The organism is Stieleria neptunia (assembly GCF_007754155.1).
GTDB classification, from domain to species: Bacteria; Planctomycetota; Planctomycetia; order Pirellulales; family Pirellulaceae; genus Stieleria; species Stieleria neptunia.
This window is the reverse complement of the sequence record NZ_CP037423.1, coordinates 1,097,910-1,119,832: the sequence shown is the minus strand read 5'-3', so window position 1 is coordinate 1,119,832 and position 21,923 is coordinate 1,097,910. Positions and strand designations below refer to the sequence as shown.

At 58.8% G+C, this 21,923-nt stretch carries 16 protein-coding genes; 10 read left to right on the top strand and 6 right to left on the bottom strand.

Annotated elements, in window-relative coordinates; genetic code table 11:
* Window positions 1–10: 10 nt before the first annotated feature.
* Window positions 11–652 carry a hypothetical protein gene (locus Enr13x_RS03985; protein WP_145384804.1) on the bottom strand — a complete coding sequence of 214 codons (642 nt, stop codon included), beginning with the start codon at window positions 650–652 and terminating at the stop codon, window positions 11–13.
* Window positions 653–710: 58 nt separating this feature from the next.
* Here Enr13x_RS03985 and Enr13x_RS37675 point away from each other — a divergent pair, with 58 nt between their 5' ends.
* Window positions 711–884 (top strand): hypothetical protein, encoded by a 174-nt coding sequence (locus Enr13x_RS37675; RefSeq protein WP_197455765.1) that lies wholly within the window; start codon window positions 711–713, stop codon window positions 882–884.
* On the opposite strand, the gene Enr13x_RS03980 is transcribed toward Enr13x_RS37675, so the two are convergent.
* The 3 genes from Enr13x_RS03980 to Enr13x_RS03970 form a co-directional block, all read right to left on the bottom strand.
* Window positions 878–1,777 (bottom strand): hypothetical protein, encoded by a 900-nt coding sequence (locus Enr13x_RS03980; protein WP_145384803.1) that lies wholly within the window; start codon window positions 1,775–1,777, stop codon window positions 878–880. The genes Enr13x_RS37675 and Enr13x_RS03980 overlap by 7 nt on opposite strands.
* 406 nt (window positions 1,778–2,183) lie before the next feature.
* A complete protein-coding gene (locus Enr13x_RS03975; RefSeq protein ID WP_145384802.1) occupies window positions 2,184–2,621 on the bottom strand; it encodes a PDZ domain-containing protein in 438 nt (145 codons plus the stop codon).
* Window positions 2,622–3,296: 675 nt separating this feature from the next.
* The gene (locus Enr13x_RS03970; protein ID WP_145384801.1) at window positions 3,297–4,553 is read right to left on the bottom strand and encodes a polysaccharide pyruvyl transferase family protein; all 1,257 of its coding nucleotides are present in this window, start codon (window positions 4,551–4,553) and stop codon (window positions 3,297–3,299) included.
* A 297-nt stretch (window positions 4,554–4,850) separates the two neighbouring features.
* Between Enr13x_RS03970 and Enr13x_RS03965 the strand changes: the two genes are divergently transcribed.
* The 8 genes from Enr13x_RS03965 to Enr13x_RS03925 all read left to right on the top strand — a co-directional run bounded on the left by Enr13x_RS03965 (window position 4,851) and on the right by Enr13x_RS03925 (window position 18,177).
* On the top strand, window positions 4,851–5,231 hold the full coding sequence (locus Enr13x_RS03965) for a BlaI/MecI/CopY family transcriptional regulator (protein WP_145384800.1): 381 nt from the start codon (window positions 4,851–4,853) through the stop codon (window positions 5,229–5,231).
* Window positions 5,228–11,620: a M56 family metallopeptidase gene (locus tag Enr13x_RS03960; protein WP_197455763.1), complete on the top strand. Its 6,393-nt coding sequence runs from the start codon at window positions 5,228–5,230 to the stop codon at window positions 11,618–11,620. Before Enr13x_RS03965 ends, Enr13x_RS03960 begins: the two co-directional genes overlap by 4 nt.
* 382 nt (window positions 11,621–12,002) lie before the next feature.
* Window positions 12,003–12,401 carry a hypothetical protein gene (locus Enr13x_RS03955; RefSeq protein ID WP_145384799.1) on the top strand — a complete coding sequence of 133 codons (399 nt, stop codon included), beginning with the start codon at window positions 12,003–12,005 and terminating at the stop codon, window positions 12,399–12,401.
* A 489-nt stretch (window positions 12,402–12,890) separates the two neighbouring features.
* The gene (locus tag Enr13x_RS03945) at window positions 12,891–14,045 is read left to right on the top strand and encodes an ABC transporter permease (RefSeq protein WP_145384797.1); all 1,155 of its coding nucleotides are present in this window, start codon (window positions 12,891–12,893) and stop codon (window positions 14,043–14,045) included.
* Window positions 14,046–14,067: 22 nt separating this feature from the next.
* Window positions 14,068–14,601, top strand: coding sequence for a hypothetical protein (locus Enr13x_RS03940; protein ID WP_145384796.1), 534 nt, complete (start codon window positions 14,068–14,070; stop codon window positions 14,599–14,601).
* A gap of 2 nt (window positions 14,602–14,603) precedes the next feature.
* Complete coding sequence (locus tag Enr13x_RS03935) at window positions 14,604–16,163, top strand: efflux RND transporter periplasmic adaptor subunit (protein ID WP_145384795.1); 1,560 nt, start codon at window positions 14,604–14,606, stop codon at window positions 16,161–16,163.
* A complete protein-coding gene (locus Enr13x_RS03930) occupies window positions 16,164–16,895 on the top strand; it encodes an ABC transporter ATP-binding protein (protein ID WP_145384794.1) in 732 nt (243 codons plus the stop codon).
* A gap of 148 nt (window positions 16,896–17,043) precedes the next feature.
* Window positions 17,044–18,177, top strand: coding sequence for an ABC transporter permease (locus Enr13x_RS03925; RefSeq protein ID WP_145384793.1), 1,134 nt, complete (start codon window positions 17,044–17,046; stop codon window positions 18,175–18,177).
* A 436-nt stretch (window positions 18,178–18,613) separates the two neighbouring features.
* Here the strand turns inward: Enr13x_RS03925 and Enr13x_RS03915 are convergent, their stop codons facing one another.
* Together Enr13x_RS03915 and Enr13x_RS03910 are read right to left on the bottom strand one after the other, a co-directional pair.
* Window positions 18,614–19,834 carry a hypothetical protein gene (locus Enr13x_RS03915; RefSeq protein WP_145384426.1) on the bottom strand — a complete coding sequence of 407 codons (1,221 nt, stop codon included), beginning with the start codon at window positions 19,832–19,834 and terminating at the stop codon, window positions 18,614–18,616.
* A gap of 92 nt (window positions 19,835–19,926) precedes the next feature.
* On the bottom strand, window positions 19,927–20,172 hold the full coding sequence (locus tag Enr13x_RS03910) for a hypothetical protein (RefSeq protein ID WP_145384425.1): 246 nt from the start codon (window positions 20,170–20,172) through the stop codon (window positions 19,927–19,929).
* A 338-nt stretch (window positions 20,173–20,510) separates the two neighbouring features.
* Here Enr13x_RS03910 and Enr13x_RS03905 point away from each other — a divergent pair, with 338 nt between their 5' ends.
* Window positions 20,511–21,890, top strand: a complete 1,380-nt coding sequence (locus Enr13x_RS03905) for a neutral/alkaline non-lysosomal ceramidase N-terminal domain-containing protein (RefSeq protein WP_197455762.1) — start codon at window positions 20,511–20,513, stop codon at window positions 21,888–21,890.
* Window positions 21,891–21,923: the final 33 nt, after the last annotated feature.

The following is a 21,923-nucleotide window of genomic DNA, read 5'->3' as shown; positions in this document are numbered from 1 at the left end:
CAAATCGTCCTCAAGCATTAACGAGTCCGATTTCACCGTTGGCGGCTTGAGCGAATCGGTAAGCCTTGTCGTTGTCAACGAGATCAAAGACGATGTCCTCAAACTCACGCTCGCCTCCCGAAAATCCCTGGTGATTGAGCACGCGAGTCTTCGCATCATTGAACGGCACGGGACCTTCCAGTTTCGCGATGCGTTTCTCAAGGACGTCGATCACGATTTCCTTGTCTGTCTGTGCCGGTCTCAGAGCCTCTAACGGCGCGGCGCCGAGCGGGCTGACTGAAAAACTGGGCATCGCAGAGGGCCCCACCGACCGGCGAGCAGAACGTGTCGATCGCGTCCCGGCCTCTCTCGTGACTGAAGCATCGTTGAGTGACAGAAAGACTTGAGAATTGATCAACCGCAAACAAAACGGCGTTGCAGTCGGATCGGTCGCCGCAGTCGTGAAGATTTCCGCAAACACCGCTGACGCGGCAGCGCCTGCGAGCGGGAAATTGACTTCAATCACCGCGCGTGCAATCTCCTTGGGCAGGGGCCCGTTGGCCAACACTTGCATGAGCAATGCCACGACGTGATCCGGATCGACTGTCACGTCGGGTGCGGAATGGTAACCCGGAGACACGTTATCGATTTGATCATCCGGTGATTGATTCATGCTTGCCCCGCTGGTTTTCGATTGACGCGACCTTGCTTTCTTCTGAGTCGACGATGGCTTGGATGCCTTCGTTCGTCGCGGACTTCCGTCCGACTTCTTCCTGGTTGTTCTTTTCTTCCGCATCGCCTTTTACTGGGTTCGTGACGAAGATTTTCGTGGCATGGGTTCGCTCCTGCTGGTTGTATTCAGCTCGAGTCGCTTTGCCGCCGGCGATTGTGGAACGGACTATTGAACGCTCGGCGTGTGTTCGATCCAAACCTCCCGACGATGTTCTCGCATTCCCGCGGGCTGATCGGGGTTTGGCGCATGGGGACGATCGATCGCATGATCCGTCTGATGGTACGATTTGAGAACCTCAGGTTGCCCCATGATCATCAGTTTTGTTTCCATGGTATCGATCGTGTGCAACGACTTGCTGGTGGCATTGTACGTATTCCACGTCTCGAGTGTTCTGGATGTCCGTATGGTGACTGGGGGACCGGACGCTTCCTCATTCACGTCCACCGGTTCTTGAGTATTCGACGAGTCGACCGGCGATTCAATTTCGACGGAGATGCTAACATCCGGTTCCCTTTGTGGGGCAAGCTGGGCTGCGTCTTCGGTTCGCGTGAGTTGTTGCGGAGCGTGATCGTTCGCGATGGCCTGGCATGCCGACTGAATCAATTCGGGGCCGAATTCCTGCTCACTGAGGACGGTGAATCCGAGAGTCGGCAAGATCGAAGTTGACGAAGACGTATCAAGCGACAAGCTATCGAACGACAGGTATTCGTCATCGTCCGGCAACAGGTACGCCGTTTTGCAACAAACCTTCAAGCGATGGCCACAGCAATCCAGATCCCCCATGTCGCCCACTAGACCCATTTCGCACCGACAATCCTGAGTGTCGCAATCGCAATTCTCGTCACGCAGGCCGACTCGGATGGTGACCTTGCGACCCCGTGGGCCGATGTCAGAAATCAGGAAGTGCCGATGTTTGTTCCAAACCCGGTTACGCGTCGGCCGGCCGTCAATCGTAATGTACGCGCCACTGGGCACGTAAAGACGCAGTCTTGCCGTCCCGCCTCCCGGCACCGGCAAGCCGCTCGATGCGGGAAGATCCGCACCGGGAGAAGACAGATTTGGCATCACGCCGTGAAACTGGTCCGCTGACTTGAATCGATGATCCGGAATGATTGGCTGTGATCTATGGCGGTCGTTTGTCGTCTCTTCGGTATTTGGCGTAATTTCGAATGCGGCTGCAGATGGGGGATTCGAAACAAGACTGCCCGCTGGTTTACTTCTCGACGCCGGCTGCTTTGCAGGTACAGGCAGCGGCTCCACAGCACCAGTAGATGGCGATTGCTGATTGATGACCGTCAAGAAAAGGAAGCCGGCTAAAAGAAACATCGTTTCACCTGATTTGATAATATCGATGAAGCAGAACAAACGTGGACACGTTGACTCCCCCCAGGTCCGAGTTTAGACGGCGAATCACCATATACAAGCTCTATCCAGGCTTTCAGTCGCCGTGGAACTTGCGCATGATTTACAGCTACGGCGTCACCACCAACTGCGTAAAGTACTGTTTCCTCTCTCCTCCCACTTTTGGAACAATGACGATTGGCACCTCCGGTTTCGTTTGCGTGAGTGACCGCAGATACTCTCGAAGCTGGTGAAAATTCTTGATGGCAATCTTGTCAATTTCCACGATTACGTCCTGATCGGGAACCAACTTGAACTTCTGACCATCCGGTTTGCCTTTCACCTCCCAAAGGTTGGTTGCGGGAAAACCTGGAATCACATTGGTTACTAGAACCCCCGTGTCATTGTTAGTGGAAAACTCGTAAAGCACTCCGGCAACGCCGAGAACGGGCCGCTTGCTCGTCACGGGTTCGACGGCGTCACTTCGCGATACCAACACAGCAATCAAACAGAGAATCGAACAAATTCGTAGCGACATCATACGCCCTCTCAAAACAGGATCGGACAATCCAGACGGAATCCAGGGACACTCACTTTGATACACATTAATCAAACAGTCGGATCTCTGTTTCAACCCTGTCACGACTCGCCGCTATCTTTTTCGAAAAACGCCCATGCCCATCTGCATTCATGATTCATTCCTACTCCCCTGCCGATGGGAGGCTCAAGTCGACTCGGCCATCGGGGTCGGTCCTGGCCGCGATTTCCGGATCGGCAACGGGACTGGATCCAATGCTCACCGCAGCCATGTCGACCGGTAGCCGGCAGAGTTGACGACGCGAGTACTTAACAACGCACGGAAAATAAGTGTGATAGGCTTCCAGCCTGTCGACGCTGGAATGACAGGCTGGAAGCCTATCCCACTCGTAGGATCCGACACTTATTTTACGTTCAATCCTTAACGACCAGGCGTCCGGCATCACTACTCCTCATTCCAATTGGTGAGGTTCTGATAGAGCGGCGTCGTGATTCGCGTCGCAGAGTTGTTGGTTGGGCCGCCATAATCGCTGAATGCTCCCACCCTCCAATCGTGATACACACTCAGAGATTTGCTAGCCGATAAGGTGTTCCCACACGCGGCTTTCCGGTGGCACCCAACCGTAGTCGGAAACGATCAACCATCATTGATACGCCGTCTCTCCAACAGGCTGCCGACCGTGACGTTTTTCTATTCCCGCGCGATTCACACCAGCTCGTCACGCAGGATCGCCATCGTTTCGGCTTGGTGGCGCTGGACTCGCTGTTGCGCCGCCTGTGCTTTCTGTCGCGCCGACGCCGGGTTGCGGGCCATCTCGAGGATGGCCGGGACAATGTTGGGCACGTCAGCGGGGTCGTCTAGGTTGAACAGCCATTCACCTAATCCGATGTCGTCCCACATGTATCCCTTGGACGTCTGTTCGGCCCAGCGGCAGACGATCGCGGGAACCCCGTGGCCGATGCACATGATCGGCGAATGCATCTCGTTGCCGAACAGCCCCGCACTGCGGACATAGACGCTGACCGCTTCACCGGTTAACCAATAGTTCGGCCGCCAGACCACGCGCTCGCGGACGTCGGCCGGCAGGTGATCCAGGATCACGTCCTTGCCCACCTGCATCTGCGTTTGGTCTTCGGGACAGAGCAACACTTTCAAGTCGGTCGTCTTGGCGATCTCGATGATTGCCGCCCGCAGTTGAGCGTGATCGTGCTCCTTCATCTCTTCATTACGGGCGTGCTTGACGGGATCAAACGGACGGTCTTTGATCAACCAATACGGCGTGTAACGCAGCCTGGGGATACAGCACAGGAACTTGCCGGTTTCCAAACCGTGCTTGGCCAGAAACGCCTCCGCACGCCGGTCATCGCGGAGGTCACAGGCGAACGCGCCGTCGGGGCCGAACTGCATGATCGGCGCCGTGCAGCCTTTGTCTTTGGCGAGCGAGAGCGAGTGTGAATCACGAAAGAACACGAACGCGACTCCGCTGAGCACGCGAATCGTTTCGGTCATCGCCGCCGCCGAGGTCGCTTGGGTCGAACTGGATTTCTTCGGCGGCAGCGTGATCCCGTAGATGCCGTACGGCTTGCCGGTTTCCTCAGCCCAACGAACGACATCGCGCTGCGCGACCAGGGACGCCCCCGATCCGTGCAACAGAAAATCGCACTCTGCAAACGCGGCCATGAGCTGATCCGCTCCCTTGGCGATCCGCAGCTTGGGGAATCGTGACAACAATAATTCTTCCACACCGTTGTCCACCTTGCTGGGCCACAACGTGACCTGCACCTCGGGAAGGTGCGTCTCCAGGATCCGCAGCACGCCCGGAGTGTGCGCGATGTCGCCGATATTGACGGTCTGCCACGACGATCGCAGCAAAATGTGTTTCGGGGCCGTCGGTTGTGCGCCCGCTAGAGTCACGTTGCATGTCGCCGCAGCCAGCAACGCCAAAAGATCTCGTCGGTTCATCGCGTTACGTTCCGCTGATGCCATCTTTCATTCCTTGGGATAGAGGTCTGTCAGTTATACGTAAATGTCAGGAACCGTCGTGGCCGAACGCTCGACAAACCAATGAAAAGTCTTTAGTTCGACGCAGCCCATAGTAGCGGTTAGGGGTGCCGATGAAGTGCGACGCCGGCGGGTTGTCATTCTTGCGAATGTCGCCTTTTAAGGTGAATCCGGCGAGAAAATGGTTGTGATGGCGAAACGATTCGCTACAAATGGCGAAGCGTTTCGCTATTTATCGCCGCATTGAGGTGTTTTTTGATGCCGGATTCGATCGCCCCCACCGACGTGGAACTGCGCATTTTACAGGTCTTGTGGAAGCAGCCTGGCGCGACCGCTCGGGTGATTCACAATGCCGTTCATGCCGACCAAGCAAAAAATTACTCCACCACCGTCAAAATGCTGTCGCTGATGCTGGAGAAGGGATTGGTACGTCGCGACGACAGCGTCAGACCCCAGACCTTCGTCGCGGCGGTCAGCGAGCGGAGGGCTCAGAAGGGGCTTGTCACTCGGCTGGTGAAAAAAGCATTCGACGGGTCGGCCGTGTCATTGGCCATGCAGGCATTGTCCGGCGGAAAGCCGTCGAAGGAAGACTTGCAGGAGATTCGGGAGCTGATTGAAAAGCTGGAGGAGCAACGATGAACACAAATCTCTTCGGCCGGCTGAATGACCTTTACGGCTCACCGCGTGCCGAGACGTGGGTCGATGTGCTCGGCTGGATGCTCGTGCATTCGCTTTGGCTCTTGCTAATTCCGGCGGCCGTGTTTGGTCTTGTGTTACTGGCAACGCCGGCGTCATGGTCTCGCGTGCGGTATGGCGCCGGCCTGGCGAGTCTGTTGACGATGATTCTTGTGCCGGCTTGCGCCGTACTGTGGATTGATTTCCCCGCGGCGGCCTTGCCGACGGACTCGGCAGTGACCGATCTGTCTGGCGGTTTCGATTTGACCGAGCAAGGTGATCGTCTTGCCGTTGACCAAGGCGAACGGCCAGATGACGATTTCGCAGTTGCGTTCGAGGAAAGCGATCGGCCGGCGATGGAGCTAAGTGGCGATCCGGGCGATGCGACGATCATCGCAACTGCACCGACGAATGCCTTGGGTTCAGCCCAACCGCCGGCGCCGGATGCTGTTGATGAGATTCGCGCGGGCGTCGACGCGCCCCCTGCTGCTGCCGGATTGGCCGAACGCATTCTTCCCTGGCTGCCGGGGGCGGTGGCCGTGTGGCTGACCGGCACACTGTTGATGACCCTCCGATTGCTGGCCGGATGGCGGGCGGCTCGTCGGGTGGCACGTGAAGGTCGATCTGAGGTACCGATTGCCGTGCGGCGTGCCTTTGAAGAGTTGCGAACATCGATTGGCGCCTCCCAGGCGGCACGCGTCGCTCAATCTGTTTTGGTGAAGGTGCCATCGGTCGTGGGGTATTTCCGTCCCATCGTCCTTTTGCCGGTGTCGGCCGTCACGGGGCTCAGCGATCAGCAGGTGCGCGCGATCCTTGCGCACGAACTCGCCCATGTGCGGCGCTACGACTATGCCGTCAACGTGCTGCAGACGACCATTGAAACCGTTCTGTTTTATCACCCGGTCGTCTGGTGGGTGTCACGAGTCGTCCGCACCGAGCGCGAACATTGTTGCGACGACATCGCTTTGGCAGCGCAGTGCGACGCCTCCGATCTCGCTCGGGCGTTGGTCGCAGTGGCCGCCGTCAACGAACAGGTCGACGAATCGGCGGCAACCGTGTTGATTCCCCCGACGCTGATGTCTGCGGCGGACGGCGGCAATCTGCTGCGCCGGATTCGGCGGCTGGCTGGCAACCCGCGCGAGGATCGTGTGTCACGCCGTTCGTGGATCGCGGGTTTGTGCGTTTTGGGGCTGCTGGCGGCGACGGGCACGCTCGCCGTACTTTCCGACGCTGTCGCCGAGGACGATCAGTCGAACACGACTCAGCAGGTCGACCCCCAAGCCGACACTCGTGATGCCGTGGCAACCGTCTCGGGCCGCCGGCTCGAATTCGACGGCGGCTACTACGTGGAGCTGTCAGCCGTCGGCGACTACGTTCGGCAGCAGGCGGAGAGTGGTTCCGATGATGGATCGCCCGCGGTGTGGAATGGCGCAGGCGAAACGATCGACCCGCCCTTCACCGGCACAAACTCCAGCGGCTACGACGTAGAATCCGACAAGATCGCGCGCAAGTTTTACCTGATGGCTCGCATGCCGTTGGAAACGACGCTTAACATCGACGTCCCCGGCGAACGGTTCGGCGGCTCCGGAGTGACGACTTCTTCCAGTCAAACATTCGTCACCGCTCAAGCCAGTTGCATGGCAGAATTCCCGCGCGATCAGCAGACTGCGGACGTCAGTGTCGAACTAAATCTGCCCGCATGGAAAACCTTCGCGACGTTCGACTTTGCCGGTGGAGTCAACAACGGCGTGATCATGGACTGGGAACGCAAAGTCACCGAGTACACGCGTTTTACCGCCACCGGCGACTTCGGTCCCGGTGCGAACGACGACAACACGCGTATCGTCGCCTTCGACCGCGATCACCAGCCGCTGAAGACCAGTCGGACCGGAGCGATGTCGAGAGGCGGCAAACTGCGGAAGCTCGACGTTTCGTATCTTAATGAAAATGGCCGACCCAACTATGTCATTGTGCAGCGACGTGAGCCGACGCGCAAAATCGTGATCCGCGACGTGCCGCTGCATCCGGGCATCAAAAGCGAAGTCCGCTGCGAGATCGATGGCGTGGACCTGGCCGGTCAACCCGCCGACGAGCCGTTGCCGTTGACCGCGCTGTTGCAGCAACCGCCCCGTCCCCTGTCGGCAACGCTTCCCGGAGTCGGCAACATCACGCTGATCGGTCTGCGTGATGCAACCGAAAACCCCCGCCCCGGTTGGCACGCTGACGGTTCACCTCGAATCGTTCCGCCAGACGTCGATCTTGATCCCCCATTGCGGTCGGCGTCGGACGGTAAGAAGAAGCTCAATGCGTTTTTCCACTTCGTGCCCGAGACGACCGATCTGACCGTCAGCAAGGTGCGGATCGATCCGGTCGATGCAACCGGCACCACAACGTCGAAGACGTTCCGCGATGAGGACGGAAAACTTAAGCGACAATCCTTCCTCCAGACGATGGACATTCTAGACGATCGCGAAGTCGATGACGTCGAAGTCACATTGTATGCCGGTCCGCCACAACGTCTGGCAACGGTGACGGTCGGCGACGTGCCGTCGGGTTTCGATAGTGACAAACGGTTCCTCTACGAACCCGGTGACGAGGTGCAGAAGACGGCGTTCCAGATCGGTCGTTCTCGTACCGGAGATCGGTTGACTCTGATGATCGTGCTTCCCAGCGATGTCCCGGATGGAACTGACGTCACGGCATTGACGTCAACGGGCGACGTACTGATTGGCGCGACGAACCACACTCGCGGCCGCACTTTGATCGCGACATTCACCGTGCCGCCGGGGCGATCGATCGAGTCCATCGACGTCACATCGGTTCCCAAGCACACCGTCATGTTTCGCAACGTCAGCGTGTGGCGAGGTCTGGGGTCGCGGGCGTTCGTGGATATCGACGGACAACCACCCCTCGTCGACCGGGCAACCACACCCACACGTATTTTCCTGCGTCCCAGTGGCCAACGGGTGACGCAGCGAGAGGACTCTGCGGCGGCATTGGAGGCTGTGGCGGAAATTGAACGCCGAGGCGGTCTGCTGCGATTCGATGATGAAGCCGAAGCGCCATCGGGCGAGACGTTGCGTTATCTGACCGAAGTCCGCTGGGACGACGTCCGGCCCGACGAGACCCAGTTGCTGCAGCCGTTGGCGGGATTGCATCGTGTGGCGTTCAGTTCCGAATACGTCGACGACGAGTGTCTGCAATCGATCGAGCATCTGACGTCGCTACAGAAGCTGCGAGTCAGTCGGTCCGATCATCTGACGACCGCCTGCTTGGCTTCCGTCGGCAAGCTGACAAATCTCCGCGAGTTGCGGCTGGTGAGTTCTCTGAAGTGGAATCAAGACGGGTACAACGCGACCGACTTCGAACACCTGCGTGGTCTGACAAAGCTGACGGATTGGGAACCATACGACTGGAGGATGGACGACGCTGGTATCGCTTGGCTGGACGAATGCGACGACCTGGAACTCGTCTACGGGTGGGCTCCGGAACTGACCGACGTCGGCTTTGCTGCGCTGGGCGGCAAATCAAACTTGCAGGTCATTCGGCTTGGACCGACAAAGATTACCGACCTGTCATTCCGAGCGCTCGAGAATCATCCGACGCTTTATTGGTTGCAGTGCAGCAGTCCGAACCTGACGGACGCGGCCATCGATTCTGCCGTGACAATCTCGAACTTGCGTGATCTGCATCTTGACGGCTCACAGGTCACCGACGCGGGCATTGAGCGGTTGATTGCGGCCATTGACGATCTGCCCAAGCTGCAAACGGTGAACGTGTCGGGGACTCGGGTCAGTGAATCGGCTGCCGATCGGCTTCGGTCCGCCAAGAAGAACCTAACCGTGATAGGCGGCATGGCTCCGTCGCCTGATGAACAGCAGACGCAATCATCGTCGACAGCCGCACCGAGCGAGGTTCCATGGCCAGTCGAAAAGTATAAGTCTTTTGCCGCCTACCCACCCAGCGGCAGCGGCATCCGTGTGAAGCTGGACGACCGTCGTTGGGTCGAACTGAACTCTCTATCGTCGTCTCCCAAACGTGATAGTGGTGAACCCAAGGTGTTCTGGCAACCCAACGGCGAGATTCTCCATCCGCCGAAAAACTTTGATCCACTGTCGTTGGTTCCGAAACGCGAGGGCGGTGAAATGCCGGCCGTCACGCGAGAAGCCGCCATCCAGATCGTCGCCCCGACCGGCACCGAGTTCACGTTGCAATCCGGCGGCAGCGGTGCCTATGGCAGGCTGTACGTTCCCATTGATGATCAATTCACCCAGGTGCCGATCCAGTACCCGATGTCGCAACTGGGACGCAACCACACCCACGTCGAAGTCCACGTGACGCAGGAAGACTGGGAACCGGTGCCGCTGGGCGGAAACGACGAGATTCGAGTGATCATGGCGCCCGAAGATCACCGGATGGTCGTTGTCGCTGCGAACGTGCAAGCGTACTCATGGAAGGTCCAAACGCAGGGCAATGACGACGACGAACCCAAATTGATCGACCCATTCACGACCGGTGTCGACGTGCACAGTGATTGGTTGGACAACGTGCTGAGCGACGGACTGCGCGAGCGATTGTCCGATTCCCCGGCCGGCCACACCGCGGTGATCTTTTCGTTCTACAAAAAGAAACCGTTCCCCAAAGTCCTGGCGCTGCGGCGCAGCCGATTGGACGTGGTTCGCTTCGATAACCTTGCCGTTTACCCGGGCCCCAAATCGGCGGTGAAGGTCAGCGTCAACGGCGTCCCCGTCGCCGCAGCGGACCGGCCGACATTGATGGACGCCGATGACGTTTCACCGATCATACCGCCGAAGCCGAAGAACGAAGCCGGCGTCATCAACCTCAGCGGTACCGTCGTCGACGCCGACGGCCAACCGGTCGCGAAGAGCTGGGTCGGCATGTTCGTAGAACCGCAATACTACAACGAACGCAAGGCGGATCAGTCCGCATTCCAGCCGCGGCCAAACTTTGTGATGGAGGCGACCACTGACAGCAAAGGCCGCTTCACCCTGTTGTTGGCGCCGAAGGATCACTTCGTATTCGACGGAAGTTTTTGGGCGGTAAGCCGAGACGGCAGATCGGGCGCCCGGCGACTCAACTGCACGTGGTCCTACCTACAGAACAACCTGGAAATTAAACTCGACGACGCCACGGCCGCGGTGAAAGTTGTTGACCCCGACGGCAACCCGGTCGTCGGAGCCGAAGTCATTCCCGAAGCGATCCGCAAGAACCGTCGTCCGGCTCATTATTTCCCGGCACGTGTCCAGCAGAAACTAAAAGCCGTCACCGATGAGGACGGCACGGTCGAAATTGCCGGCTGGTCCTCGAGCGGTATACGGGGCATCGCAGTCACCGCAGACGGCTTCGGGACTCAGTATCTGAACCCGCGAATGGCGTCGCAATGGGCCAAAGATGGTGAGCCGCTGACGTTGACCTTGCGGCCGGTCGCCGCGCTCTCGGGACGAGTCTTGGGCTTCGATCCGCAACGCGACCGCGGACTGAAACTGCAAATCCGAACCGAAGCGTACGAACGGGGAGCCCGCCCACCCCTGTCCGGTCGAGCGATCGTGAGCGTTGCCGACGATGGCAGCTTCACCGCGCCGCACATCGTCGAAGGCTATGTCTCGTTCGATGCGTCGATGCCTCCTGATTCGCTTCGCAAGGTCCGCGTCGCGTCGATTGCTCGTTTGGAAATAGGCGAACACCGCAAGCTGACCGACGACGTCTGCCCACAGATCGTCGACGCGGTCGCCGTTCGGCAGCGTCTGGTCAAGGGCGATACCGACGAAGCTGCGCCCGATGTCCAACTGCGAGTGCTCTGGGGCGACTCGATGCGGCACAATGGTTCATGGAATTCCAGTCGCACGACCGTCACCGATGAGAATGGCTGGTGGGAAGCAAAGGTGCTGCCCGGCACGATCAATGTTCGGATCAACGGTATTCCGAAAGGCTACCAGGGTACCGCTTGGTTCGACGGTCGCAACGGATCATCGGGCGTTGAACACACCGTCCCGGCGACCGATCAAGTCGTGATCCTGCCAGCGGAAGTTTACGTTCCGGCGATTGCATTGAAAGGCCGTTTGCTGCTTCCCGATGGACAACCCGCCGTCGGCTGGTCCGCCTACGGTCATCCGATTTCGTGGGACGACGTCGGCGTCGGCGGAGTCAGTACCGACAAGAATGGCAACTTCACCTGGACCTATCCTGAGGGCTACCCGCCGCGATTGTTCAAAGTCAGCAACAGAGAATGGCTGACCGAACATGATTTCAAAGACAACTACGCCTACCCAAACGTCGTTTCAGAAGCCCCATTCGTGTTGCAGATTCCAAAACTCGAGGCAGTCGCCCCGTAAACCCGGTCAAACTATCGAAGCGACTGCTGCGATGGATAAACCAGAGTGTTTCTCCGAGTCGAATCTGGGTTGAAATGGTGATCGTCGTGCGTCGCAGAGGCTGTGATGGCCAACAGTTCCCCTCGCTTGTGTCCCAAAAAGGATGGAGTTGAATTTGCTGTCCAAATGGGTTGTGCCTGCCGATAAACGCGGAACGGCCTAACCGTAGGATGGTCACGGCACAACGCAACTCCCTTGGCGGTTTAAGCCCCACCCAGAATATCGAAGAGGGTTTGTCGCTGTTGTTGTGAATCTGACGCGGCTGCCACGCCAGATCTGCTTGTTTGGTCGGAATGCCCCGTCGAGCTTGCCGTGGAGTAGACCGAGAGCTAGAATCGACAATATGAACTCACCCCTGCTTGCCCTGCTGTTGATCGTCAATTTGTTGGCGTGTCCGGTGCGTTGCCTGTCGTGCGAAACGACGGCGGCGGTGGGTGGTGAGCGCGCGGCGGAGACGTGTGCTTGCTGTTCGCATTGCGACCAGGCTCCGGTTTCGGAGCTGCCTGCCCCCTGCGGTGATGAGTGCAATTGTCAGAGCTGTATCTGCGAAGGGGCTGTCATCCAGACGGAGACCGAGCTGCCGGACACGGATCTGATGATCTGTTGGCAACAACCGACATCGGCTCCTGTCGCTTGCTCCGCTGGGCAAGACATCTTCTTGACGCGACACGGGTTTGCCTGCACCGGGCAACTTCGCTGCGGTCGCGATATGCGCGTGGCGCATCAATCCTGGCTGATCTGAACCGGCCAGATGAAATGAACACCTGCGGCGTGATCGAAGATTGCGCCCCTGTCGTTCGTTATGTTCCCTGATCGCGAACGCCAGATCGCGGACCGAATGAACCCCTGTAGGGCATGCTGTACATGCCAACTGTCGCGACTCGTTCTCAGGCTCCGCCCGACGCCGTGAACGATTTGTTAGCGGCAGGGCGCGAGCCCTCCGGTGTTTCGGCAAAGATAGCGGAACCGGAGGGCTCGCGCCCTGCCGCTAACACCTCCTAAAACACAGGAGAGAAATCGTTCATGGCGTAGGGCTCCGCCTGGGAACGCAATTCAGCGCCGGCTCCGCCGGCGGTCCGGGGAGGCAGAGCCTCCAAGACAGTGTGTTCCCAGGCGGAGCCAGGGAACAAGTCTTGACAACTGTATCCAACCGTCACGCACAGCGTGACCTACCGAGCCAACCGTCACGCACAGCGTGACCTACCGAGTACAAGGTTTAAATTCTCGTTCGATGTTACTGCCCTGGGAATACGGTGTTCGCAACCTGGCTCGACGGCCGGTGCGGACGACATTGACACTCGTCGCCTTGGCGACGGTGGTGATGTTGGTATTCGTCGTCGTCGGTTTCATTCGTGGCATGGAGCAATCCCTGTCCGTCAGCGGTGACCCGGACGTTGTCTTGGTCTATTCGGTGAACTCCGAAGAGAACATTGAAAACTCTTCGATCGCGGCTCGGACGCCGTCGTTGTTGACTGCCAGTTTGCAGGGAACGGTCAAACGGTTCGGCGTGACACACGTCTCGCCCGAACTGTACCTGGGGACGCGGGTCAAAAACGAATCGGCCGACGGCGGTTTGGGACTGGTTCGCGGCGTCACGTTGGCCGCGCCGCTGGTCCGCCGATCGGTCAAGTTGACCGACGGCGACTGGCCGGGCGCGGGTGAAGTGATGGTCGGCCGTTTGGCAGCGGCCAAACTGGGCAGTTCTGACGAAGCGATGGCGGTCGGTCAAACCATCGAGTTTGAAGGCCGGTCATGGAAGATCCGTGGCCGCTTCGCCGCGGGCGGTGCGGCGTACGAGTCGGAGATCTGGTGCAACCTGGGCGACTTGCAAACGGCAACCAAGCGACAGGATTTGAGCCTTGCGGCGATGCTCCTGTCACCGGGCAGTTCGGCTGCGGAAGTCAAGCTATTTTGTAAGGAACGCACCGATTTGGAACTGCGTGCGAGCCGCGAAACCGATTACTACGCCACGCTGCAACAACACTACAAACCCGTACGATTGCTGGCCTGGTTCGTCGTCGCGTTGGTGTCCGGCGCGGGCGTTTTTGCGGGATTGAACATGATGTACGGCGCGGTGGCCGGGCGGGTTCGTGAAATCGCGACGCTGCAAGCGATCGGATTTCGCCGGCGTGCGATCCTGGTCAGTCTGGTCCAGGAAGCCGTCTTGTTGGCGGCGGCCGGTTCGCTGTTCTCGGGCGTGATCGCATTGACCGTGCTCAATGGCATGGCCGTGCGTTTCACCATGGGTGCGTTCACCTTACGCATCGACAGCGTCGCAATCTTGATCGGCTGCGGCGTCGGTTTGTTACTGGGCGTCTTGGGCGCGTTGCCCCCGGCGCTGAAAGCGTTGCGATTACAAGTCGCAACGAGTTTGAAAGCAGTTTAGAAGTTTACCAAGGAGATTGAGAATGAAGACGTTTTTCAACGTAGGTTTGGCGGCGTTGTTTTTGTTGGCGACCGGATGCAGCGACAATGCCGACGTCGCGTCGGATCCGAGCCAAGCCGCAGCGGACTCGGCCGCGGCAGCGTCGCCGTACGCCGCCGAAAGCGAGCCCGAAGGGGCGATGCCGGTCGGTGAAGCCCGCGAGAAAACCGAAGACGGACAGGACGTGACTCTGGTCGGCCTGGTCGGCGGATCGAGCGAACCGTTTGTCGAAGGCCTGGCCGCATTCACCATCGTTGACCCCAAAGTGCCCTACTGTGCCGACGACGAGGGATGCCCGACGCCCTGGGATTACTGCTGCCAAACCGATGCGGTCAAAGACAACATTGCGACCGTCAAAATTGTCGACGACGCCGGCAAACCGGTTGCCCAAGATGCCCGTGAGTTTCTCGGCGTCAAGGAATTGTCAACCGTCGTCGTCAGCGGTAAAGCCCAGCGAGACGACCAAGGCAATTTGACGGTTGCGGCCCATCAAGTCTTCGTGCGACCGGGCAAGTAGTCATGGCGAACACTCCGCTCGACCTGAGCCAACTGGCACTCGACCGCTCGCCCCGAGAGGACGCGACGCCGACGAAGCCGCGCCGCAAGCGTTGGTTCACGCGCTACGTTCTGCCGATCGGCATCTTGTGCGGGTTCGTTGCCCTGCTGGCTGCCGCCGCAGGCCGGGGGCTGATGCCACGGCCCTCGGTGACGGTCGTGCCGGTGGTCGTCAAGCGAGCGGAGGTTCAACAAGCCGGGACGACGTTGTTCCAAGCGCCCGGATGGATCGAGCCCCGGCCTACCGCGATCAGCGTGGCCGCGTTGGCGCCGGGTGTGATCGAAGAATTGTTGGTGGTCGCGGGACAGCATGTCAAGAAAGACGAAGCGATCGCCAAGTTGATCTCGATCGACGCAGAACTGAATGTCCAGCAGGCAAAGAACTTGTTGGCGATTCGGCAAGGCGAACTGAAACGGGCCATCGCCGAACGCGACGCCGCCCAAATCCGCTTCGACAACCCGGTCCATTTGCAGGTGCAATTGGCCGACGCCCAAAGCATGTTGGCAAAAGCTCAAACGGAGTTGGCCAAGTTGCCGTTTTTGATCCAAGCTGCCGAGGCGCATCTCGACTACACCAAAAGCAGCATGGAAGGCAAGCGGTCGGCCAAGGGCGCGATCTCCGGCAATATCATCGCGCGTGCCGAAAGTGATCACGCCGCATCGCTGGCGACGCTGCAAGAACTGCGGCAACGTGGGCCGAACCTGCAGCGTGAATCCGATGCCCTCGACAAAAAAGTGACCGCGCTGAAGCGGCAACTTGAACTGCTGGTCGAGGAAACACGACAACTGCACGAGGCCGATGCCAAGGTGCAATCGGCCGAGGCGTTGCGGGATGAAGCGGAATTGCAATTGCGACAGGCCGAACTGGCACTGCGGCGAAACGTCGTTCGGGCGCCGATGGACGGACGCGTACTACGCTTGGTCGCGGCACCGGGGACTCGCGTGATGGGACTGGCTTCAAACGCCAGCCACAGTTCGAGCACGGTGATCGAGATGTACGACCCGGATCGCTTGCAAGTCCGCGCCGATGTCCGCTTGGAAGATGTCCCCATGGTCACGCGGGGGCAGCCCGTTCAGATTGAAACGGCGTCTTCGGAAGACGTCATCCAAGGCCGCGTGCTGCAATTGACCAGTTCCGCGAACATTCAAAAAAACACCTTGGAAGTCAAAGTGGAATTGATCCAGCCGCCGCCGACGGTCAGTCCCGAAATGCTGGTCACGGCGACTTTCCTCGCGCCGACGATTGCGAATTCGAAGAACGAGACGACCGAAAGCGAACGCATGTTTGTCCCCAGCCGACTCGTTCAATCGGGTGACGCGGGGGCATTCATCTGGGTCGTGGACGCCGACGATATCGCACGACAGCGGCCGGTGGAACTTGGCGGGTCGAGCGGTGATGGACTGGTCGAAATCAAGTCGGGATTGAACGTGACCGACAAGCTGATCACCAGCGGCTTGGAAGGCTTGAAACAAGACAGTACCGTTCGCGTGGCGGGCGACGATCAAAACATGGGGATCAATTAAATGGCATTGGTAGAACTGCGTGGCGTAACTAAACGTTTTCGCAAGGGCGACGAGACAATCACGCCGCTGGATCAAGTCGATTTGGACATCGTCGCGGGAGAATTCGTTTCATTGATGGGGCCGAGCGGCACGGGCAAGAGCACGCTGCTGAATTTGGTCAGCGGCATCGACCGACCCGATTCGGGCACGATCACCGTTGCCGGAACGGAAGTGACGAAGCTGTCGCGTAGCAAATTGGCCGACTGGCGGGCGGCGAACCTCGGTTACATCTTCCAGACGCACAACCTGATTCCCGTGCTGACCGCATACGAGAACGTGGAACTTCCCACATTGCTGTTGAAACTGACGGCGTCCGAACGTCGACAACGTGTCGAGTTGGCATTGGAGGCCGTTGGGCTGAGCGATCGCGCCGATCATTACCCACGCCAACTCTCCGGCGGGCAAGAGCAGCGAGTCGGGATCGCACGAGCGATCGTGGCCCACCCGCAAGTCGTTGTCGCCGACGAGCCGACCGGCAGCCTGGACGCGGAGACCAGCGAGCAGGTGCAAACGCTGCTGCAACGCCTGAACAAGGAATTGAACATCACCCTGCTGATGGTCACCCATGACAGTGACGTGGCCGCGATCGCAACCCGGCAATTGGTGCTCGATCACGGGAAGTTCTTGGAGCGGGATGGAACATCGCCGACAAGAAAAGCGGAGGGCGGCAAAATGATCAAGCAATTCGGTTAACAGACGGAGAATGGGTGGGATAGGCTTCCAGCCTGTCATTCCAGTTTCGACAGGCTGGAAGCCTATCCCACTTTGAAGGCCAGCCGCCGTGCCCGGTCGAATTCGTGCCGTCATCGTTTCGTTGCCGTTTCAATCCCGTGAATCAACCATGACCACATACGTTTTAAAAACCCTTTGGCGTCACCGCACGCGAACGTTGCTGACCGTGACCGGTGCGGCGGTCGCGATGTTCGTGTTCTGCTTTGTCGGATCGGTGCAAGAAGGCTTGCACCGGCTGACGACGGGGGCGGACGCCGATCGCAGCTTGATCGTGTTTCAAGAGAGCCGGTTTTGTCCGACCAGCAGCCGGTTGCCCGAGGACTACTCGCGGAAGATCAAGGACGTTCCCGGTGTACGGGAGGTGATGCCGATTCAGGTTTGGACGAACAACTGCCGCGCCAGTTTGGACATTGTCGTCTTTAACGGAGCGGACCCGGAGCAGATCCGCAGAACCAGACCCTTGAAGTTGACCAGCGGCGATTGGCAGACCTTTTCGTCGCAACGAGATGCTGCGATCGTCGGTCGCAACGTGGCTAAGCGACGCGGGCTGAAAACAGGGGACCAGTTTTCGATCGGGGAGATTTCAGTCCGCGTCACCGGGATCTTTGAATCATCGGTGCCCTCGGAAGAAAACCTGATCTACACCAGCCTGGCGTTTCTGCAATACACCCGTGGATTGGACGCGGCGGGACTGGTCACCCAACATGAAGTGCGGTTGACCGAAGATGCCGATCCGGATCGTGTCGCCAGCGAAATCGATGCCGAACTGCGATCCGGCCCCGTTGCCACGCGGACACGACGCAAAGGGGCGTTTCAGGCCAGCACGCTCTCGGACCTGGTCGACTTGATCGGCTTCGCCCATTGGCTCGGTTACGCCTGTGTCGGTTTGGTGCTGTCGCTCGTCGCCACCACGACCGTGATGAGTGTTCAGGACCGCATCAAGGAATACGCCGTCCTGCAAACGATCGGCGTGCGACCGCTGCGGGCGATGCGTTTGGTGTTAGCCGAAAGCACGATCTTGTGCGTCGTCGGGGGAATCAGCGGCACGTTGTTGGCGCTGGCGGCACTCGAGATCGGTGGATTCGCCATCGGCGCCGAAGGCGCCACGATTTCATTTCAGCCTTCGCTTGCGTTGGCCATCACCGGCACGCTGGTTTCGGTGGTCGTGGGCTTGGCTGCCGGAATCGCACCGGCGGTTCAGGCCGCCAGCGTGCCGATCGTCAACGCATTGCGACAAGCTTAACGTCCAGGAGTTGGTAAAGCTCTAGTTGGACGACTCACTTGTTCCCAAACTCCGCCTGCGGCGAGAACGATTTCTTTCCTGTGTTTTAGGAAGTGTTAGCGGCAGGGCGCCAGCCCTCCGGCTTGCGCATCTTTGCCAAAACACCGGAGGGCTCGCGCCCTGCCGCTAACAAGTCATTCACAGCGTAGGGCACCGCCTGCGGCGGTGGCGCCCGCCCAGAAGGGCCGGCGTACCCAGCGAGATGTACGCCGGCCCTTCCGGGCGGGCGCCGACCGGTTTACCGGGCGCCCGCTGGGACGTTGACCAGGGAAAACAGGACCAATGGGAGACATGTCCCATGGGTCCTTTTTCAGCGCCGCTATCCCGGGCAACCGCCTCGCTGGCATGGAGGCGGAGCCTGGGCTGCGCAAAATTGCAACTCAGAAGGATAGCAGATTTAGGCCGTATCGGTTCCTGGGGATGACGGTAGTACGCTGCGGCGGAACATCGTCATGGTTTGTCTGAGGTTGTCCTTCACCCAATTGCATAGGGTTTTGTGGGTAACGGAGGCGAGGCTCGTTTCAATGGCTTCCGCACTGACGTCGGCGACGCTGGCAGCCATTGATAAGACGTTGCGGGTGAAACCGCTGCGAGAATGTTGTCGACCCATCTGCTTGCCCTTACCGATCAAGGATTCAAGGATTTCGCTGCTCGCCGGCAACCTCTCCCCGGGGGCAAGAATGCTTGAATTCTCTTCGATCGCCGAGACGATCTCGTCGCGAAACGCTTGGCTCTGCCAATCGCCTACATCACACGAAAGTTTTTCAGCCAGGGAAGCAGCCGAGTCTGCGTTAAAACCGACTGTTCGTGAGTGCTCTAACGTCTTGTCGACCATCCGCATCAGACGTGCCCAGACTGCGATCGATTCACGATAGTCAAGCACCCAAGCGAATTTCTCTTCCAGGCGACCAAGTCGATCTTGTTGCTGTCGTTCTTCATGGGGGGTGTCAAGCAGACGCAACATCCGCTCTGCCCACCCGATCAGACTGTGCAGATTCATGAAGCGTGCCTTGACCTTGAGTTTGGGAGGCAACAACGATCCCAGCTCAGTCTGTTTGGCTTTCGGTTGTGTCTTTCCACAGTGCCCGAGAAACGAATCCCATTGAGGGTCTTTCTGCAGGACATGTTTGAGTGCCGTCGCAGTTCGGTGACACATGTCGGTCAATGCGATCGTCGACTCGCTTTCCTGTTGAAAACCAGCGATTCCGTTGACCAAGTCGGAACCTTGGTCGGAAATGATGGCCTTGACCTGACCGACTCGGTCAGCAGCTTTCTTCAGTTGCTCGGCAACAATCTTGCCGTTGGATGTCTGGACAATCTCGATCAGGATGGCCGAGAGATCGCTCAGTCGGATAGGCCGATCGAGATTGAGCCAATGTTCAAGGCGAATCCCAACGATCAAAAGACATTTCTCGTTTCCCAATTGGATCGTGTGGTCGACCAGGAGAATCCAATCGTCGGCCTGTTCTTTGGGACGCGTTAATTCATGCAGCCCCCGTCGCAGCGTCCAGTTCTGAATCGTGTTTGCCGTAGGGGCGTGAGACAATCCAGAATGGATGGTGCCTAGCGTGCGGGCAATTTTCTCACAAGCTCGATAGCTGATGGTTGCTTGGAGCACCCAAGAAATCGTGAGTACAACGAGACTCAACGAAAAAGAATGTTGGGGGGCCGGCGGCAGCAATTGAGTCGACGGCTGCGTCGGGCGATTCTTCAGGGGCTGCTCCGCGTTTTTAACTGCTCTAATTCACTCTGCAGCTCGGCGACGCGCCGCCGCAGTTGGCTTGCCTCGCCTCTCCATCGCTGGCGGCTCTCTCTCGCATTGCAGAGGTTTTGCTTGAGTTCCTTAATCAACCGCTTGGATTGCATGGCGTTGTTCTTCCATTTCTCTCGTCCACGGCGTGCCGAACCAAGAAGTTTGGAAACAGGTGACTTATACTCAATCGTGGCTTGAGACATGACTGAACCTCCATGACGCGGAAAAACTGCATATAAGAGAACCAATTCCGTCAAATTCTCAAATAGCAATTTCAACACAAAACCGGTCGGTTTTGCGCAGCCCAGGCGGAGCCTCCGGAAACCCCCGTTCCCAGGCAGAGCCTGGGAACGAGTCAATCCCTCCGAGATACTGCAATCGCTGACGTGATTCCCGAAGTGGCGCTGCGCTGTCCTCCGACTGGTCGTTCGCATTGTTTACGAGTGGCGTGAACGCGTCCCTCCCTTGTTGAGAACCGGTTACGGGTACAATGCTCGATCTCAAATCGACCGACAAACGCGTCCAATGGAACCTATCAACGATGCTCAAACGATACATCCTTGCTCCAGTCTTGATGCTGTTCTTGATCACTTCCACGGGGGCGGACGACGGTTGGCAAGCGGGCGTCGCGAAGCAGAACATCACACCGGACGAGCCGATGTGGATGGCGGGCTACGGCAGTCGTGACCGGCCGTCGCAAGGCAAACTGACCGACTTGTGGGCCAAGGCCCTCGTGCTGCAAGATGCCTCGGGCAATCAAGCCGTGCTGATCACGTTGGATCTGGTCGGAATCGATCGCGAACTCGCCACGGCGATCACCGACCAGATCCAGACCGTCCACCAACTCGATCGATCACAGATTGCGATTTGCTGTTCGCACACACACACCGGACCGGCGCTCAAGAAGAACCTGGCACCGCTGCACTACCTGATCGTCGACAAAGACCAGCAGCAAAAGATCGCAGCGTATGAGGAGAGACTGCAGCAGCAAATCCTGGTTGCCGTCGGCGATGCGTTCGCGAAACGACAATCGGCCAAGCTCTCTTGGGGCAGCGGAACGGCGAGCTTTGCCACCAATCGGCGTGAGAATCGGCCCGAAGGCAAGGTGGCGCAGTGGCGGTCGGAGGGAAAACTGAAAGGCCCGGTTGATCATGATGTTCCCGTTCTTGCGGTGGCGGACCCACAAGGCAAACTGGTCAGTGTCGTGTTCGGCTATGCGTGCCACGCAACGGTGCTGGGCGTTTATTCCTGGTCGGGCGACTACCCCGGTTTCGCCTGCGCGGCGCTGGAAGAATCGTATCCCGACTCCATCGCGATGTTCTGGGCAGGCTGTGGCGCGGACCAAAATCCGCTGCCGCGTCGAACCGTTGAACTCGCCAGACACTACGGACGCCGACTCGCGACCGCCGTGGAGACGGTGCTGATGACGATCCAGATGCAGCAGCTTGCCCCGACGCTGTCGTCAAGGTTTCGAGAAATCGACCTGCCGCTCGGGCCGCTTCCCTCGCGGGAACAGATCGAAGCGAACGCACGATCGAAGAACAAATGGGAGGCCGCCAGGGCAACGATGTTGCTCGAGCAACTCGATCGCGGCGAGACGCTTGCGCAAACCTATCCCTACGCCGTCGGCAGCTGGACGTTGGGTGACGACATCGACATGGTCTTTCTCGGCGGCGAAGTCGTTGTCGATTATGCGCTGCGATTGAAAAGCGAATTGCGTGGCAAGCAGTCATGGATCGCGGGCTACGCCAACGACGTGATGGCCTACATCCCTTCGCGACGCGTGTTGCAAGAGGGCGGCTACGAAGGCGGAACTTCGATGGTCTACTACGGTCTACCCGCCCACTGGTCCCCCGAGGTCGAACGCCACATCGTCGACGAAGTGCATCGGCAGATGGACGAATCGACGCGAGGTGAGTGACCAGTCGGTCATGCTGTGCATGACACCCGCGAC